The organism is Brevibacillus formosus, from assembly GCF_003013405.1.
GTDB classification, from domain to species: Bacteria; Bacillota; Bacilli; order Brevibacillales; family Brevibacillaceae; genus Brevibacillus; species Brevibacillus formosus.
Window position 1 is genome coordinate 80,044 of record NZ_PXZL01000007.1, and the last position, 17,904, is coordinate 97,947.

The 17,904-nt window shown below is 39.3% G+C and carries 11 protein-coding genes; all 11 read right to left on the reverse strand.

What is annotated here, in order from left to right; all coding sequences use genetic code 11:
• Positions 1–393 precede the first annotated feature (393 nt).
• On the reverse strand, positions 394–1,800 hold the full coding sequence (locus tag C7R91_RS07165) for a sugar transferase (RefSeq protein WP_047069772.1): 1,407 nt from the start codon (positions 1,798–1,800) through the stop codon (positions 394–396).
• Positions 1,793–2,737, reverse strand: coding sequence for an NAD-dependent epimerase/dehydratase family protein (locus C7R91_RS07170; protein ID WP_047069773.1), 945 nt, complete (start codon positions 2,735–2,737; stop codon positions 1,793–1,795). The genes C7R91_RS07165 and C7R91_RS07170 overlap by 8 nt, the downstream gene beginning before the upstream one ends.
• A gap of 23 nt (positions 2,738–2,760) precedes the next feature.
• Complete coding sequence (locus C7R91_RS07175) at positions 2,761–3,864, reverse strand: glycosyltransferase family 4 protein (RefSeq protein ID WP_047069774.1); 1,104 nt, start codon at positions 3,862–3,864, stop codon at positions 2,761–2,763.
• A 57-nt stretch (positions 3,865–3,921) separates the two neighbouring features.
• Positions 3,922–5,019 (reverse strand): glycosyltransferase family 4 protein, encoded by a 1,098-nt coding sequence (locus C7R91_RS07180; RefSeq protein ID WP_047069775.1) that lies wholly within the window; start codon positions 5,017–5,019, stop codon positions 3,922–3,924.
• The gene (locus C7R91_RS07185) at positions 5,016–5,936 is read right to left on the reverse strand and encodes a glycosyltransferase (protein WP_052773393.1); all 921 of its coding nucleotides are present in this window, start codon (positions 5,934–5,936) and stop codon (positions 5,016–5,018) included. The genes C7R91_RS07180 and C7R91_RS07185 overlap by 4 nt, the downstream gene beginning before the upstream one ends.
• The gene (locus C7R91_RS07190; RefSeq protein WP_047069776.1) at positions 5,929–7,368 is read right to left on the reverse strand and encodes an O-antigen ligase family protein; all 1,440 of its coding nucleotides are present in this window, start codon (positions 7,366–7,368) and stop codon (positions 5,929–5,931) included. Before C7R91_RS07190 ends, C7R91_RS07185 begins: the two co-directional genes overlap by 8 nt.
• On the reverse strand, positions 7,365–8,807 hold the full coding sequence (locus C7R91_RS07195) for a lipopolysaccharide biosynthesis protein (protein ID WP_047069777.1): 1,443 nt from the start codon (positions 8,805–8,807) through the stop codon (positions 7,365–7,367). Before C7R91_RS07195 ends, C7R91_RS07190 begins: the two co-directional genes overlap by 4 nt.
• A 117-nt stretch (positions 8,808–8,924) precedes the next feature.
• Positions 8,925–11,228: an O-antigen ligase family protein gene (locus C7R91_RS07200; RefSeq protein ID WP_047069778.1), complete on the reverse strand. Its 2,304-nt coding sequence runs from the start codon at positions 11,226–11,228 to the stop codon at positions 8,925–8,927.
• Positions 11,229–11,258: 30 nt separating this feature from the next.
• On the reverse strand, positions 11,259–11,978 hold the full coding sequence (locus C7R91_RS07205) for a tetratricopeptide repeat protein (RefSeq protein WP_047069779.1): 720 nt from the start codon (positions 11,976–11,978) through the stop codon (positions 11,259–11,261).
• Between the two features lie 170 nt (positions 11,979–12,148).
• Positions 12,149–14,488 carry an Ig-like domain-containing protein gene (locus C7R91_RS07210; RefSeq protein WP_047069780.1) on the reverse strand — a complete coding sequence of 780 codons (2,340 nt, stop codon included), beginning with the start codon at positions 14,486–14,488 and terminating at the stop codon, positions 12,149–12,151.
• A gap of 118 nt (positions 14,489–14,606) precedes the next feature.
• Positions 14,607–17,774 (reverse strand): S-layer homology domain-containing protein, encoded by a 3,168-nt coding sequence (locus C7R91_RS07215; RefSeq protein ID WP_047069781.1) that lies wholly within the window; start codon positions 17,772–17,774, stop codon positions 14,607–14,609.
• Between the last annotated feature and the right edge of the window lie 130 nt (positions 17,775–17,904).

The window sequence follows — 17,904 nt, forward strand, 5'->3', positions numbered from 1 at the left end:
AAGCCCCAAAAAACTTCTTTCCCAATAAGTTGGAAAAACGATTAGGTAAAAGCGCAAACATGATCTGTTAATTAACTCCTCTCTATATATTTTTTGACTAGAGTTTCTTGGAAGATAAGGTACATATGACTTAAAAAAACTGAAATAGCAGCTAATCCCCTTAACGATCTAGCTCTACATATCGATTATTCATTTTTTCCTCCATGCAACAATGGTTTTAAACATTTTGAGGAATTCTAATAAAGCAAATCACTCGTGATAAAAAGCACAGACTTAACGACCTTTTTCCGTTAAGTTGCGCTTTTTCTTCAAGCCTAGATTATCAATTATATAAGCTAGCAAATGCAAATAAGCTTCTCATTTCATATCTAGAATCTATAAACAGCTACCAAATCAATATTCTTTTCCAGCAGCTACTTCTTGTTCACTGATATTTAACAACCCTAGCAATACTTGTTCCTTTTCGGATCCTGCGTTTTGAACACCTGCCGATTTTTGTTTTTGTACAACTACCAAGAGAGTTTGAAACAGAATCTTCAAGTCAAAAACGAAGGAATAGTTGTGAATATACATTAAGTCATAGCGAAGCTTATCTTCGACAGTTGTACTATATTTCCCCATCACCTGTGCCAAACCTGTGATACCAGGTTTTACTGCTAAACGATACCCATACTCTGGAATCGCCTTTTTAAATTGATCTATAAAATGCTCTCGCTCAGGACGAGGTCCTACAAGACTCATATCTCCCTTTATGACATTGAACAATTGAGGTAACTCATCGAGGCGAGTTGTCCTAATAAAGTGTCCAATTTTAGTAATCCTTGAATCTCCTTGTGTTGCAAGAACCGGGCCCGTATACGCCTCAGCATTATTAACCATACTTCGAAATTTCAAAACTTGATAACGTCTCCCACCAAGCCCAATTCTCTCTTGTTTAAAAATCGCTGAACCTGGTGAAGTTAACGGGATAATCACATATAAAGCAATCATTACCGGGCTTGCTAATACAAGCATCATGATTGATAAACACAGATCCATCATCCGTTTTGTTGTTCTTTGCATGGTGGAGAGCTTTGAAGGCTTAATCGATAGGACCGGCATGTCATCAATTTGTTGCGCTTCAGCACTAAGCATAAATAATTCATATGTTTCAGGAACCAAAAGAATTTCTTTATTTTGTTGTATTGTATGATGAATAATGTTAACTTTTTCATCTTTAGGTATATTAGGACTAAGAATTACTACCTCTGCCTGTGTAAGTGAAAGTAAGAATTTTGGTTGATCATAGTAGGGGACAAACTCTTTTACAGTAAACCATCCCTTATTGTGATCGAGTACCTTGTTTGCGATTAATAGGCCATCGTTTACATCTTGACCTACAATGAGCACTTTTTTCTTCCCAAATGTTAAGCGTTGAGTGTACCAGACCGCTGTATGTATGATTCCAATCAATACAAGATTAAGAACTCCTGACAATAGAATGACACTCCGTGGAAACGCAAACTCACGATACCAAAAAGAGACAGCCATCGTAAAAACCATCATTAACCCGACAGAAATAGTTACTGAGTATATGAGTTGGTGGTAACTCTTCCTTGCCCAATTAGAATACAACTCAAAAAAGTAGAAAAGAATAATTGAAACAATAGAGAGCCAAAGTGCTGTTTGCTGATATGCTACCAAGTTTTCTTCAGGTAAATTGTTTTGAAACCGTATGAAGAAAGCCATGATAAAACCTGCATGTATAGCAAGAGTGTCCAATAATATTATTAATGCGAGATAGGTTTTTTTGTTATACATATATTTCCCTCTTCTCGGTTTCGATGAAGTCTTGATAATAGTGGATGGTTCTTTCCAACCCTTCCGCTAATGTGACTCTAGGAGTCCACTCTAGTTCATTTAGAGCAGAACCATTATCTAATCTACTATGCTTGATATCTCCATCACGTTCACTCATATGTGCAGGAATAATGTCGCTTCCAGCAACTTTTCTCATGGTGTCATACAGTTCAAGGAGGGTTGTACTTGTATTTGTACTAATATTAAATGTTTGTTGGCTTCCTAAACTTAATGCGGCCAGATTTGCATCAGCTACATCCCCAACATAAATGAAATCACGTGTATGTTTACCGTCTCCAAAAATAGTTGGTGTTTGATTTGAAATAATTTTATCTGCAAAAATAGAAATTACCCCACCCTCTCCTTTGGGGTCTTGCCGCTCTCCATAAACATTTGAATAACGCAAAATAGTATATTCCAGCCCGTATAGTGCAGAATACACCCTGATATAAGATTCCGGAACTAGTTTAGAAATGCCGTAAAACGAAATGGGAGCTGTGGGATGACTTTCACTTATTGGAAGTGCTAAAGGAGTTCCATATACAGCTGCTGAAGATGCGTAAACAATTTTCCTCACGTGATACTTTGCACAGGCCTGAAGTAGATTGATTGTACCTTTTATATTCACATCCGCATCAAACATAGGGTCTTTCAAAGATAGCTGGACATCAATTTGGGCAGCGTGATGTATCACAACTTCAGGCTTATAGGTTGCAAAAATAGAATTGATTTCTTCAGAGATAATATCAACCTCGTACACTTTTACATTTGAAGGAACATGAGATAACTTCCCTGAAACCAAGTTATCGAGTACAATAACCTCGTGACCATTTCCTACCAATCTATCCACAATATGAGAACCTATAAATCCTGCACCACCTGTTATTAGGACTCTCATCGTCTCTACTCTCCTTCACATAATCATTTCTCTGATATAGCAGTTTTATATACTTGCACCGTTTTATCTACCATTTGAGGGACAGTAAAATACTTTTCATATCTTTCTCTTCCGTTATTACCCAAGTCTTTTCGTAATTCAAACGAATCAATCAGTTTATGTAATTTTTGTTGCAGTTTAACCGAATCGCCTCTAGGTATTAAGTACCCTGTGACTCCTTCAATCACAGACTCACTTACACCTCCGACATCTGATGCAATAACAGGCAATCCTGCTCTCATAGCCTCCAAAATACTTAGGGGAAATCCTTCATAATTTGAAATCAGAACAAATATCTGTGCCTGGGCCAATATTGTAGCAACATCTTGTCGGGCTCCCCAAAATCGTACTCGATCAGAGAGATTCAGATTTTGAACTACTTCCTCAGCTTTTGGCTTCAAAGGTCCGTCGCCTATTAAATCAACGGTCCAATTCAAGTGACGAAGAACTGCAAGATTCTCGAGAAGAGTAATTTGATCCTTTGGGGATTCAAACCTAGCAACCATAATAATTTTGGGACAGTCTGTTTTCTGGTTTGCCATCAAAGTTACATCAAGATCAGGAACTCCATTATAAATAGTGACAAGTTTATCGGTAGAAGCAACTTTGTTTTTTAAGGCAATATTTTTATCGTATTCTGACACCGTAATTATTTTTTGGGTTAATGGCGTAGTTAATCTTTCGACGAGAGTGTATATCCGACGCTGTAGAGGCGGTACACCATCAGTAAAAGCCCACCCATGTGCAGTAAATACAGTTGGTATGGACATAATTTTACCAGCCAAACGACCCAATAATCCCGCTTTAGATGAATGAGTAGCAAGTAGATCAGGCTGTATTGCTTTTAGTGCTCTAACGATTTCCATAAGAGCAATTCCATCATAATACGGATGTATAGAGCGTTTCAAATTAGGAAGTATTTGAAATCTTATTTGATTCTTGCTGAGAAGGTCAATAAACGGTCCATCTCCGCCGACTAATACTGTTACATCATGTCCTATCTCAAGTAGAGATTTCGATTGATCCAGCACATGGATTTGTGCGCCACCAATTGAATCGGCTCGAGTTATTAGCTGCGCTATCTTCAACCTTGATCCTCCTCATACCGGCATGTTTTGAGAAAATCCATAACTCGTCTTATGCCCTTAGTCCATACTCGAACTATTTGATTTTAATTTTTGATTATAGAGATTAACATACTCTAAAGCACTACTTTTAATATCGAACTGCAATGATCGAGCAGCTCCCTTATTTGATAATTGTTGGCGGTAGTCCTCATCATTCAGAATAATTTTCAGCTTATTTGCTAGCTCATCATAATCTCCTGGTTCAAACAATATCCCAGCGTCCCCAACAAGTTCCTGAAGTCCAGAAACCTTACTAGCAATGACAGGAGTTCCCCCCGCCATTGCTTCAAGTGCCGCAATACCAAAACCCTCCCAAATAGACGGTTGCACATAAACATCTGCCAACTTTATTAACTCTGGAACATTATTTCTTCTTCCCAAAAAGTGTACTCTATGTTTTATATGGAGATCGTCAGCAAGTTGTTTCATTTCCCCCAGTAATACTCCGTCACCAACTAATAGTAAATGGGCCTCCTCAACTAAAGCGACTGCCTTGAGCAAAGTTCGATGATCCTTTTCAGGCTGAAATCGACCAATACTTAGGATAAGTGGAGCGTCAACTCCAATGATATCAATCTTGCTTTGTTTTGGTTTGGCACTTGAGAACCTAGTTACATGGATTCCGTTATTGATTACAACTACTTTATCGGATAGATTGGGAAGCCAATCCACTAAACTATGCTTAGTTCCATCACTAATACACACGATAGAATCCATTCTGTTATACATCCATCTATCAATTGGGCGGAACCAAGAAACTCTTCTACGGTTATGGGTACTATGTTCAGTGGTAATGATAGGTCGCTTACAATTGGAGATCATCATGGAAACAGCCATCCATAATTGTGAAGGGAACAAGTGCACATGGATGATATCGTAATCCTTAATAAGCTTGTTTAGTGACGCTACATGCATAGGGTTGTATATACTTTTTTGATCCAAGTAAAGAATCTTGATTCCGTCGTGCAACAACTCTTCTTCAATTTTTGAATCCAGCTTTTTTAGTACAGCAACATCTACTATTACTCCAAGTTTTCGAAACTGGATGATCAAATCTTTTAAAAGGACTTCTGCCCCACCGTAATCTAAACTATTTATTAATTGAAGTATTTTCACTTTGCCCTCACTTTCTTAGCAAAGACAAACATTTTTTTGCATAAAGCACTTGGCATATAGGAAAAGAATAAAAGCAACCAATACAAAACAGAGGTAGAAACCACCCCTTTTTCTCGGGCTGCTCTTAACCTTTCAACAGCGTTTTGTTTAGAACCAGCTAATTTCCAGTAAACGATCGATCCAAGCCATTTGTCTCTAAGTTTAGAACGAGAAAAAAGTAATAACTCTTTTTCGAATAACTCAATTGTTTTGTCCTGTAATTGAGCGTATTCCAAAGCCCTACTTGCCTGTGCCTCAAACGATGTTAATCTTATAGGGGCGTCGGAATGGACCTTTGCTACACATTTGGCCCAAGTAGGGATACCGCTATCCTTTGCAATTTGCCACCAGAGAAGATGCTCGCCTCCTATTTTTGTATGAGGATATGCATAGTCTAACTCCAGAAACTTTTTCACTTGAATGACAGGTACAAAATCCCCTTGAATCTTATCACCTAAATAGTCTTGTATGGAAAAACAATGAAAATCACTTTGAATCGTTCCATTTGAATGGGCAAAATTAAGTACAGGATATTCTTCCAGGGACTCAAAATTCTTCATCGCATCCCAAATTAGTGATAGACTGCCTGGCAATAGTGTATCATCGTCATCAAATAGAATTGCCCAACTTTTTGTCGCTTTCTTCAATCCTCTGTTTCTTGCCGGGCCAGGTCCCAGATTTTCCTCTTGTTTCATATACGTAACCATTGGATACAACTCATTTACAACTTGTTGTGTGTTATCTGATGAATTATCGTCAACTACAATAATTTCGAGCTCTGCATCATTCTGTTGTTGAAGAACTGAATCGATGGCTCTTCCTATTAAATGAGCTCTATTATAAGTTGTAATGATGATAGAGAAGCTAGGCTTATCCATGAACAGGGACCTCTTTTCTTTTGGTACATCCCCAGTATATAGCAGAAGCTATAATGAACAAAATCCATTCTGACCATTCTGTGCTTAACGGATGGAATAGCGCACTAAATGACATATAGAGAAGGATAAAAATGGAATTGTAATATAAAGAGCGCTCTCTCACGCTTTTTGAACCTTGAATATGTCGCATCACAGTAGGTAATTTTATAATCCAGCCAAAATATAACCCAAGAAGAGCAAGTAACCCTAAAATACCAAGGTCAGCCCAAGTTTGCAGATAGGCATTGTGAACGACAATAGGGCCTGATTCTGTTTGATATTTTGTGGTTCCAATACCTTGTCCAACCCACGGATGGCTTACAATTTCATCTAGCGCTGTAATGATCATTTGAAAACGAATCGGATCACTTGAAGCGATTCCCGCTAAGATTCCGTTCGTACTCATGCTAGCGAAAACAGAGCCAGTTCGGTCGTTGCTCTGTTTAAGCTCATCAGAAGTGGGGACTTCAACTGGAGGAGTGCTGACTTCTTCTTGCTTTACAGCATTTGAGTCAGTTGGTTGAACAGGTTTTTGTTTAGCTTTTTCTGCTTCTTTTGCAGCCTCGATTTTGGCTAGCTCTATAGCGCGCTTGGTTTCAATAGATAAGGTGATTTGGTCAACGGATACCTTGGCTACGCTTAATACGAGTGCAAGCACTAGGATTGATACGACCATGCTGGAAAACTTAGGTCTAGAGATGTTTTTAACATACTCAATGAGCCATATAATGAACAAAAAAATCGTCCCAAGTATCAGGGAAATTTCCGAGGTACGAGACCCATCAAAGTAAACAATGAATACAGAGGCAATTAAAAGCATGATATTGCTGATAGAAAGAGCAGTCCTGTTAAATAACTGAAAAGCAGCATAAACGTAAACAACTACACCGACCTTACTTAGAGAACCAGGATAATTTAAAAAAGTTCCCCATCTTCCATCTAACGTCATAATAGAAGCCAGTTGAGTAAAGGACAAAACACCCAATACTAATAGAATAAAATTAATATATGCTGAAATGATAAATCCTTTAAAAGCAAGCTGTGCTAGTTCAGATCTCACTAAAAAAAAGAGATAACAAACTATCAAAATCATGGCAACTTTCCCAGCTTGAAAGAAATCATACAAGTAGTTTTGACTAAAAAAGCTACTGATGAGGATTGAACTAATCAAAAGAATTGAAGGAATAAGTAAATACACAACAAATTTGTTGTTACCCATTTTTTTATCATTCAACAAAAAAATGGGGAGAAGAAACAATAAAGAAACAACCCAATGCACCTTACTAAACAGTGTAATTTTTAGATCAGCTGACATTATTAAAACAACCCATATCAATAGGAAAACCTTTGTTACGATGCCATTGTCACGAATGTAATTCAGTTGCGTTTTCATGTCCTATCTCCTGTTTTTATGTAGTAATATGATTTAAGAAAAAGGTAAAAAAACCATACTAGGTTTGGCAACAAAATAAGACAAATCATTACCCCTGATAGGCTATCCTTGTTCAAGGAGTAGAAGACACAGAGTAAAATTGTCAGTAGCTTGAAAACAAAATCAGGAAGTACTCGTTTTATTATATACCTTTTTATTTCCATCATAATAATGTAATCGGCAACTAATGCATAGATCAACATACTAACCATCCACGCCCACCCAATTGAGTTAAAACCGGCATGATGGAGTATAAAAAAGTAACTTATAAAAAGAATCCCAAGAGCAAGTAACGATAATATAAGTGTTTTCAAATAGTTTCCGCCTGCCTGCAGATATTCGTAGCTGAGATTGGCATGAGCGTTCAGTATTACACCGATTAACAATAACGCGAACAATTCGTTCACATCTGTTTCAGGAAAATCAAATATCCCAAGTATATAAGGAGCAAGCATAGTCCCGAAAAAACCTACCAAACAGTAGAAAGACCAACTTAAATTCAAATATTGAGGAATCTGGTTTATCGTCCTCAGATTCTCTGTAGGTTTATGTAGTATTTTAGCGAACATAGGAAAAGCAACTAATCCCAACACATTGGAAACTAACCAAACTTTACTTACCAAATCAAAAATCGACCTGTACAATCCTAGTTTTTCCACACCAAAATTCTTCCCTACTAAGATTGATCCAATTGATATGATCGTAATCTGTAACGCCTGAGACCCTGAAAGCACCGCCGACTCAGATACCAAACTTTTAAATTTTGACGGCTGGAAAACCGGTTTCCAATAACTTTTTGGTAACCCACCCATAACTTTATAAGCGACAACAAAATCAATTGCTTTTCTTGACACTAAAAGACCAATAACATATACGGGATTTTCAAATAATAGGATCCCTACGAACATTAATGCATATCTATATAAACCCGATAAAAAAGTAAACTTTGAGTAATGATTAAACTTTTCATTCGAAATGCAATTTGCTTGTAGCATTGATGTAGGGATCCCTAAAATATATTCTAGTACCGAAAGAACAGCAATCCATGCAATGACAGATTGTAGCTCTCCCCCATATGAAAACCACTTCGTCAATAATTGACTAAGCCCAGGAAGAAGTAAGAGAAGAAGTAAAATAACAATCGTATACAACCCCGCTACGATCTGAAAATGCTCTCTTCTTTTCGTCTCATCTTTCTCCGATGCCAATAGTCGAGTTAAGTTCTTAGATATTCCCAATTCTGCTAAACTCATATAAGAAACAACCGTCACATAAATTGAATATAATCCGTATGCAGTAAGTCCCATGTTATTTATAAACACAGGAATAAAGATAATTCCTAATATGCCATTAATAATATTGACTACATAGACAGAAGCTAAGTTTTTTAAAAATTTCATGACAACCTCATTGGTTCGGTTTTGTCTTTCGCATAAAACTCGTTTTTAAAAAAGGGGTCTCGGTCGATATAAATCGACCAGAGACCTTTTCTTCTCTGCTTATCCATGACTCACTACTTATTTACTAACCAGTGGCCTTAGTGAAATTACACTTTTTGGAAACTCATTTGATTTCTCCAGCATGATTTTTGTAAGTCGCCCTGCCTCAGGGTATTGGCCTAACGCTTCATTTGCCACCACTCGTACTGCATAAGCTATCTCGAGAATATCGTATGGATTCTCATCCGTAATCATACTCAAATGCTCAATTGCTTTTTTATACTCCCCTACTATTAAGTAGCATTGGCTTATTAAGAGTTGTGTTGATTTCTGTAATTCAAGTGGCCGTTTATCAGGAATACTTTGGTCAATAAACGGGTCAACTGTCTTACGATACTGCTTGTAGTCTTCAAGTGCTTTTATTGCCCAGCGTTGAGCATCCTCATTCTTTTGGTTTTGTTTTAAGTAAATCGCCATTTGTGCTTCCAGTTGGATGACACTATCATACGCATTAATATTGAAGCTGTCTATCAGTAACGATTTTCGTAAACTCTCATTGGCCTTGTCTATTTCACCTAATAGAGCATACACTTTACCTGCCATTAAGTAGTTATTTGAGTTATTTGGCTCAAGCTCTTCTGCTGCTTGCAGATGACTCTCTACTTGTATCGCATTATTTTCTCGATTTTGCAGATTCGTTTCACTTGCATATACTTCAGCCAATTTGATGTGATAATCGCTTTTATATGGGTTAGCACTTATAGCACTTTCATACGTTTGTTTTGCTTCTGCAAGAGATGTATTTTGTAATAATGAACTTACTTGTTGGTCTGCATAATAGAACCGAATAGAAAAGAATGCACTTCCTGCCACTAACAAGATACAACAAATATGAGCAAGTCTCACAATATGTATCTTTTTACTACCTGCGGACAACTTCGCTTCTAAACTTTTAAAAGTATTCTCTGGGATTGCCATGGTAAAAAGCCAGAATATAATAAACCAGACTGAACCGAATGAAAAATCAAAGTCAATGAATGCATGCATAAACAGGATTGACAATGATGTTAGGGAAGCTGTAACGAGTACAAATTTATCATTATCCTGAGCAGATTGTCTGCTTCGAAATGCCAAGAAAAATAACATTGCAAAGAAGCCCACAAAAATCAGTAAACCTACCCATCCATGACTAATGACAACTTCTAAGTAGCCACTATGCACCTCATTACTAATGTATGGAACCGTTTGATACTTGGGATAAAGTATCTTCCACGAATCGCCTCCAAAACCGAATAAAGGAGACTCCTTACTTATACGCAATGCATCCTCATAGAAACTTGTTCTTCCTAATACACTACTTGTTTCCAGGTTAATATCGGAAATCGTAACTTGAATACTATCTGGCAGGTTTTGATACAACAAGCCTTTGTTTTGCAAGTCCAAGCCGCCAGCAATTCCAAGGGCTATTAGAATAGCTGGCAATACCCACTGCCGATAGAGGCTCTTCGCTTTTGTACTCTTAAAAATAGCCAGTAGAATCATGCGAGAAATTAGTAGTATACCCACCGACAGAACAGTTGCTATTATGAAAACATTCATTGCTGAAGAGCCTGCCCCAGAACTTAACAGGTTTTTCATTTGGTTAAATACGAGCAAGGAAGCAACTATAGACATGATAGAATAAACGAAATAATTGATTTGATTTTTACCCCTTAATAAGCACACCCCTAGTAGCCATGCTACTGGGAAGAAAAGCATAGCTCCTCGAGAATCCGCGAAAAAAAAGGAAACACCAAAAGCAAGCAAGGGTAATCCATAAAAAATAGAGTATAGGTAAGAGCTATTCTTTTTGGAAAGCATAATCATGGAGAATAGCCAGAAAACTGAGATAACGGCAGCAAACGTATTTGGGTACTGAAATGTCCCAGACAACCTGTTCCCTAAGAATATGTCCTGGTACTCCACCCAACCACCTAAACCAAAGATAGCAAAAAAGGCAATCCATATCCCTGTTATTTGAAAAACAACTAATAACATTCTCTCCAATTTTCGGGATTTATCAGATTGCTTAATGTAAACTAATAGAATAAAAAAAGCAGCATAAGTAAACCACTTGATCATATTATCGAAAGAACCTGATAACGTTTCAGAACCAAAAACGGAAAAAGTTTGAGAAAGCGGGATTATAAACACAAGCAAATAAGGTAACAATTGGTTTTTTGGCTGTTTCAATACTACAGCCATATTCATCATGAATAATGTACATACGATGAATTGAACCAAATACATATCATTATCAAAAAATAAACCCCGTAGGTACGGAGTGTAGATAAAAAGTAAAGAAATAACGATTAGGCTAATTAGGTTTATTACTCGTCCCATTGTAACCTCCGGACTGATGAAGTCATCAAACTACTTGTTTTTTTCCAATTCAGCAACCATTTGTTTAACAGTCTCTTTAAAAGGAACTCCCTCAGGAGCTTGTTTTAAATAAGTGTTAAAATGTTCTAAAGCTTTCGCCTTATCCCCTAGGTTATTATAGCTTAATCCCAAAAAACGATTGGCTTCAAAATATGCTGGATCTTGTGCTAATGGGGTTAATAGTGCTATGGAATCTTTAAATTGCTGTTGAACATAGAGAAGCTGTGCTTTTTTAAATTGTAAATCCTTGAAATCTGGTTGTTTACTCAACCCGTCATTCACAGTTTGCAGGGCCTGGTCAAAATTTTGAGTGGCCATTTGAATAGCTGCACTATTATTATACGCCTCGATCAAGTCAGGTGACTTTTTAATCGCGTTTTGATAGTTAATTAGAGCATTTTGAAGGTCCTTCTTTTTACGCATGATGTTACCAATATAATACTCATATTGTCCACTCGCTGGATCTTCAGCAATGCATTCTTGGAATACATTTAATGCCTCATCCAGTTTCTCTTGGTTATACAAACTTACTCCCTGCTCAAACTTTTTGGCAACTTCGTTCGACACTGTTCCCTTTTGTCCACTTTGAGACGATGGCGCGGTATTAGATGCTCCTTCATCTGGAGCAACTTTGTCATTATCACTACATGCAGAACTAATTATCATTGAAGTAACCAGCAATAAAGAGTATATCGTTCTTTTTATATGCATGTACTTTTCCTCCACTTACAAAACTATGTATAAATTGTAACAGACTTATTCATTCTATCATAATTCTCACCTAAATAATATGTAAATACAATGTAACTATAATTAATATACAGAGTGCTTTCATGACAAAGAAAAAAGGCCCGAGTAATCGGGCCTTTTACTTCCTGTTATTACTTGCTTACAGGAACTACTACATCGCCTTTCAGAGCGTTCTTGATTGCAGAAGCATCTGTTGCGTTAGTAGTAGGAAGAACTTTGATTTGGATGTCTTTGTTCAAGTCATCCGGTGTGAAGTAAGTATCACGAGTTACAGTGTAAGTTGTACCGGAACCAGTTACGGACAGAGTTCCAGCAGCTTTCACGCCACCAATCAACAGTTCGAAATCATTGTTGTCTGTCAGGGACGCAGCATCCATGCTTTCGCTGAAAGTGATGGAGAGACTATCTACACCAGCAACAGCTGCAGACTTGATTGTAGGTGTTACAGTTTCAGTGAACGGTTGGATGAATGTTACAGTATCCATTACGTTTCCTGCTGCATCTGCTACGTTCTTCACTTGGAAGGAGTAGCTTGCAGTAGCTTTAATTGCCTCTGGTTTCAGAGTCAATTTCACAGTTTTCTTGTCGCCAACGAATACTGCCTTCTCAAATACTTGCTCGCCATCAACAGTGTAGTTAGCAACATTCAAAGCAGTTGCATCAGTTACTTCCTTGCTGAAAGCAACTGTGATTTCGTTTGGAGCACCAACAGCTTGAGCAGTCACTCCGCTAGCACCGTTGTTCGGGTTGTCGTCAGTATCTACAACTTTTGGCTTGCTGGAGCTAGTAGTAGGGTTGTAAGTGAAGGTCAGGGAACCAGACGCGTTATCCACACCTGCCAGATCTTCAACTACACCAGCTGCAAGAGTAACAGTGTAAGCACCGGACTTAGAACCTGCTGGAAGAGCAATGCTCAGCATGTTGGACTTGCCATCGCCATCTGGATCGTAAAGGTTAGTAGAAGCACCAAATGCAGGAACAGCATACTCTACGTTCTCAGAGACAACTTTACCACCAGTGATAGCGTTAGCTGGAACTGGAGAAGCTTTCTTGATTTCTTCATCGAAGGAAACGATGATGCTGTCAGCTCCACCCACTGTTTGTACAGTAGTGCCAGTTACTTTCGGAGCAGTAACGTCTGCAGCGAAGTTAACCAGTTTGCTGAAAGCAGTTGTTTGCTTGTTCAAAGAAGCATCAACGAAATTGTTTACTGCTACAGTGTGCAGACCACCTGTCAACGGAGCAGACAGTTTAACTGTCAGTTCAGTACCAGTTTCATTCAAAGTAAGAGCAGCTACAGATCCGCCTTGAACCAGATCGAAAGCTGTTTGATTGTCGATGGATACTGTACCATAACGACCGCCATTCGCAGCGTCTTTTACTACTTTCTCATTGAAAGTAATTTTGAAGGTATCCAAACCAGTTGCAGCGATTGTAGTTGCAAGAGGCTTAGTGATGTCGCTGGAAGTTTTCGTTACAGTAAAGGTCTTCGTACCAGCACCGATACCGGAAGCATCAACTGCACCGTAAACTTTAACAGTGTATGCTTTGTTAGCAACAGCATTAGTCAGGTCGAGAGTGATAGTTTTGCCACCATTTGCAATAGCAAATCCACTAGCATCTACTACAGGTTCGAGACCAGTAGCTGTTACATCTGCACCAGTTTCATCGTAGATGCGAATAGAAGCACCAGCCAGTTGAATCATTGGCTCAGAGAAGCTTACTTTTGCAGTGTTGATATCTTCATAAGTTACAGCGCCAAGTGTAGGTGCAGTAGTATCATTGAAAGAAATTGCTTGGTTAAATGCAGCTGCCAATGGTTTTTGGTCTACACCAATCACGCCAGATACAGACATCAGATAAGTACTGTTATTAGCAAGCTTGTTAGCAAACGGCAAAGTGATCAATACTGTTTTCTTGTCAGCTTGCAGCTCATATTTGGTAGCAGTTCCACCTGGAATAGCTGCGCCATTCAGCTTGTAGTTAGCTGGATCTTGTGCAGAATCAAGGCGAACTTCTTTGTTAAACTTAACTTGCAATGTAAGAGCGTCAACTGCACTTACAGAATCAACTTTCAGGTCGCCTGTAGGAGCTGGGTCAACTTTAGATTTTGCATCTTCTGTACCCTTAATAGTACCATCGAGAGTTACTACATCGTACAGGTCAATGAAATCTTCTTTTACCAGTTTTTCTTCATAAGCTTTTGCGCGACCTTCATCAAGAATCTCTTGAAGGAAAGCACCGCGGCCTTGGTTGTCAACTTGTACAACCGCGTTAGGACCAGCAAGGCGAACATTTTCCAAGTAAGATTTTCTTGCTTCTTTGGTCATGTTCAATACTACATCAGTAGAATAGTATTTTTTGACGTTGCCGCCCATGTAAATACCCGCTTTAGGTGCTGCAAAAGCGGAAGTCGCCATGCTAGCTACTACTGCAGTCGAGAGAACTGAAAGGACTACTTTTTTATTCACGTACTACCCCTCCGTAAGTTTGATAGGAAGTTCTATTTTTATAGGGCATTTAGAACATAGAGGGGATATCCCCCTCTATGCTCCCATTTACTATATTGCTTTGATAAAAGTGTTACTCTTAAGCTTCTTCGAATTTAACAGAAGCTGTATCGGTTTCACCTTTGTCGTTAGTAACTTTGACTTCGCCTTTAGTTACTTTAGAATCGTCTTGAACGTAGTATTGAACTTTCCAACCGTTACCGTCTTCGATCATGTCGTAAGTAGATTTGTCTACTTTTTTGCCTTCGATGTAGAGAGCGAAGTCTTTAACATCGGAACGAGAAACGCCTTTGTTCAGTTCAACAACTACTTGATACAGACCAGCGCTGCTTACTGCTTTACCAGTGAAGCTGGAAGGAATTGCATCCCATTTATCTTCACCTGGATCTGGCTTAGTTGGCTCTTGTTTCAAGAATGCTTCTGCTTCATCTTCCAGGTCTTCTTTACGAACTGTCTTCTCGTCGGAAACGATCAGTACGAAGTCGTATTTAGTACCGGAGATGTCACCGCTGTCGATCATTACAACGTAATCGCCTTCGTTAACGCCATCTGCTTCACCGAGGTCATCGAACAGATCGAAGTAAACTGTAGCAGATTTGATGCTAGCTTTCTTCTTGTTGCCGTCAGCATCTTTGTAAGTGATGGTGTCTTTGCTTACATCATCAACCAAACCAACAGTCAATTTGTCGATGTTTGCATCGCTCAGGCCTTTTTCGTCAGTTACTTCTGCGAGCATGCCTTTAGCGTTTTTGTTAACTACTTCAACTACATCGTCAACGATAACTTCGTCGTTGGAATCAACTGTGAATGCGATGAAGTCGTTACGACGAATGTCGTCATCTTTCAGATCGTCTTGATCGCCATCCAGTTTGTATTCTTTCTCAACAATTTTGTTGCTGTCTTTCTCTTTAACCCATACTTTGATGGTGTCTTTACCGCCAGCGCGACCGAAGTCGATCACTTGACCGTAGATAGCGTCACCAGACAAACCGTCACCTTCAACAACGAAGATTGCTTCTACTTCGTCTTTATCGTTTACAGTGTAGATTACGGACAGGTCGTTTTCGTCAGCAACGTCTTTGAACTTCGCAGTTTTAGCGTTTTTCAGTTCTGCACGTTTGCCGTTTGTTTCCAACTCACCAGTCATGTTGAAGACAGCTGTTTTGTCAGTAACTTCGTAGTCGCCAACCATATCGTCGTCTTCATCCGCGAGGTCATCCCAAGCTTTGCCAGATTCCTGTTCAACTTTTACAGGTTTCAGGAATTCAACTTTGGATGGTTTGCCATCTGCATCAAGAGTTACTTCTACGAGCAGAGTGTCTTTGTCTTTGCTTGGTACCAGGATGTTTTCCAGATCCCACTCGGACTTGCCATCTCTAGCGTAGTTTTTGCCATCGAAGTCATAGATGTTTTTAGCTTCGAGGGAAACAGTTACTTTTTTACCTTTTTGAGTCAACACAGTGAAATCCCAAGTGTCTTTGCTTGTGTTGAAAGTAGCTGCACGAGTGATGATTGCTTTTTGTTTGCGATCGTCGATAGCATCCTTAGTTTCGATGTGACGAACACGACCAGAAGCATCCAGGTACAGTTTTACTGTTTCGTCGTCCAAGCTGTCAACCAGATCCCAGTGGTCTTTGTCGATGTCTTGAACATCTTTGTTACCGTCATCGGAGAAAGTAGCACCTTCGTAAACGCGGTATGTTTTGTCGCCGATAGTCAGGCGGTAGTCGTTGTTGTTACGGCTAACAACTTTGTCTACTTTACCTTCTACTACTGTGTCAGTAGCGAATACCAGCAGTTTGTCTTCGTCGCCATCAGCGTAGTATACGCTGTAAACCATGCCTTCTTTCAGTTCGCTGAATTTAGATGGTTTACCGTTGAGGAATACCAAGAAGTCTTTACCTTCTTCTTTGTCTTCCAGTTCGTTGAACTTGTCGTTATCACGGTTCGTGATTTTCTTCTTATCAGCATCGATTTTGGAGATAACTTCGGAACCGTATTTAACGCCTTCTTCTTCTTTGTTCATGGATTGGTCGTCAATAACGTGGATGTAAGCAATCTCGTTATTGTTGTCCAGAACAACTTTTGCACCGAAAGTGAATCCGCCATCAGCGTTGTCTTTGATGATTTCTTTCAAACCATCAACTGCATCGTTGAAGCGAGTGAAGTTGTAAGTTACTTGGGTATTTTTGTTGAAGCGGTAGCTTTTTTCGCTAGCGTCCAACTCCAGTTTCAGATCAGCCAGATCAGAGTTGCTCAGATCTTTTGGATCTTCCAACAGTTTGCCTTTCAGAGTGAACTCGCCCAGGCGGTCCATGATAACTTCTTCGTCTGTGGAACCTTCCATCCAAACGATTACGTCTTCACGGTCGTCTTTGATCCACACTTGTACGTGTTGACCAGCGAAATCGTTAGCGTTGATACCGTCAGCTACTTTGTAAGTAGTGTTGCCGATACCAGCGTCTTTACCGTTCAAAGTAACTTCGTTAGCTTTGATTTTGCCCAGACCGATAGCTGGTACGTTAGTTACCAATGGCAGGTCATCGCTGTCGTTGCCAGCTTCTTGAGCCCATTCCATGTCACGAACAGTAACTTTCAGGTATTTAGTCAGGAGAGTTTCCTTTGTGATCTCATAAGTAGCTTCAGTACCGTATCCTTTGCGCTCCATCAAGTCTACACGAAGAGAGTTGTCGAGCATTTTGAAGATATCGCCACGAGTTGCTGCATTGTTAGGAGTAGTGATGCTTCTAGCAATGTTCAGCTCGGAAGCTTTGGAGATCATGCTGTTTGGCCATACACCTTTAACAGCTGGCTCATAGCCCAGTGCACGAACGATCATAGTTACTGCTTCAGCATAAGTAACTTGGTTTTGTGGTTTGAAAGATTTGTCCGGGAAACCTTTTACGATTTCTTCGCCGGAAGCTACGTTTACGAAACCAGCAAACCAATCAGTAGATCTTACATCTGTGTAAGTATTGCTAAATTGTGCCAATTTCGCACCTTGCTCGAGTCCGCGAGCGCGAACGACCAGAGTAGCGAACTCTGCACGAGTGATAGTTCTTTCTACACCGTAATCGCCGTTGCCATAACCTGTTACCAGGCCAAGAGCTTCCAGACGTTTTACGGTTTTTTCCATATCAGCGTCCATTTTAGGAGCTGTAGTTGCTGCTTCTTCTGCTGCGAAAGCCATTGGAGCAACAGTAAGTGCGAGTGCACTAGCCAATACACTGTTAACGACCTTTTTCATAACCTTGTGTTCTCCTCCTCTAGTATAAACAAATTGTTCTTGGGGAATATTTGTTGTTAATCTATCTTTCTTTTTAAAGCCCGAATCCTGCAAGCGCGTGTCACCTCCTTTCGCAGGAAAGCCTCGCTTT

Bases quoted from the DNA above. Each gene is read 5' to 3' on its own strand.
- C7R91_RS07165 (WP_047069772.1), bottom strand. From the start codon at position 1,800: ATGTATAACAAAAAAACCTATCTCGCATTAATAATATTATTGGACACT.
- C7R91_RS07170 (WP_047069773.1), bottom strand. From the start codon at position 2,737: ATGAGAGTCCTAATAACAGGTGGTGCAGGATTTATAGGTTCTCATATT.
- C7R91_RS07185 (WP_052773393.1), bottom strand. From the start codon at position 5,936: ATGGATAAGCCTAGCTTCTCTATCATCATTACAACTTATAATAGAGCT.
- C7R91_RS07190 (WP_047069776.1), bottom strand. From the start codon at position 7,368: ATGAAAACGCAACTGAATTACATTCGTGACAATGGCATCGTAACAAAG.
- C7R91_RS07195 (WP_047069777.1), bottom strand. From the start codon at position 8,807: ATGAAATTTTTAAAAAACTTAGCTTCTGTCTATGTAGTCAATATTATT.
- C7R91_RS07200 (WP_047069778.1), bottom strand. From the start codon at position 11,228: ATGGGACGAGTAATAAACCTAATTAGCCTAATCGTTATTTCTTTACTT.
- C7R91_RS07205 (WP_047069779.1), bottom strand. From the start codon at position 11,978: ATGCATATAAAAAGAACGATATACTCTTTATTGCTGGTTACTTCAATG.
- C7R91_RS07215 (WP_047069781.1), bottom strand. From the start codon at position 17,774: ATGAAAAAGGTCGTTAACAGTGTATTGGCTAGTGCACTCGCACTTACT.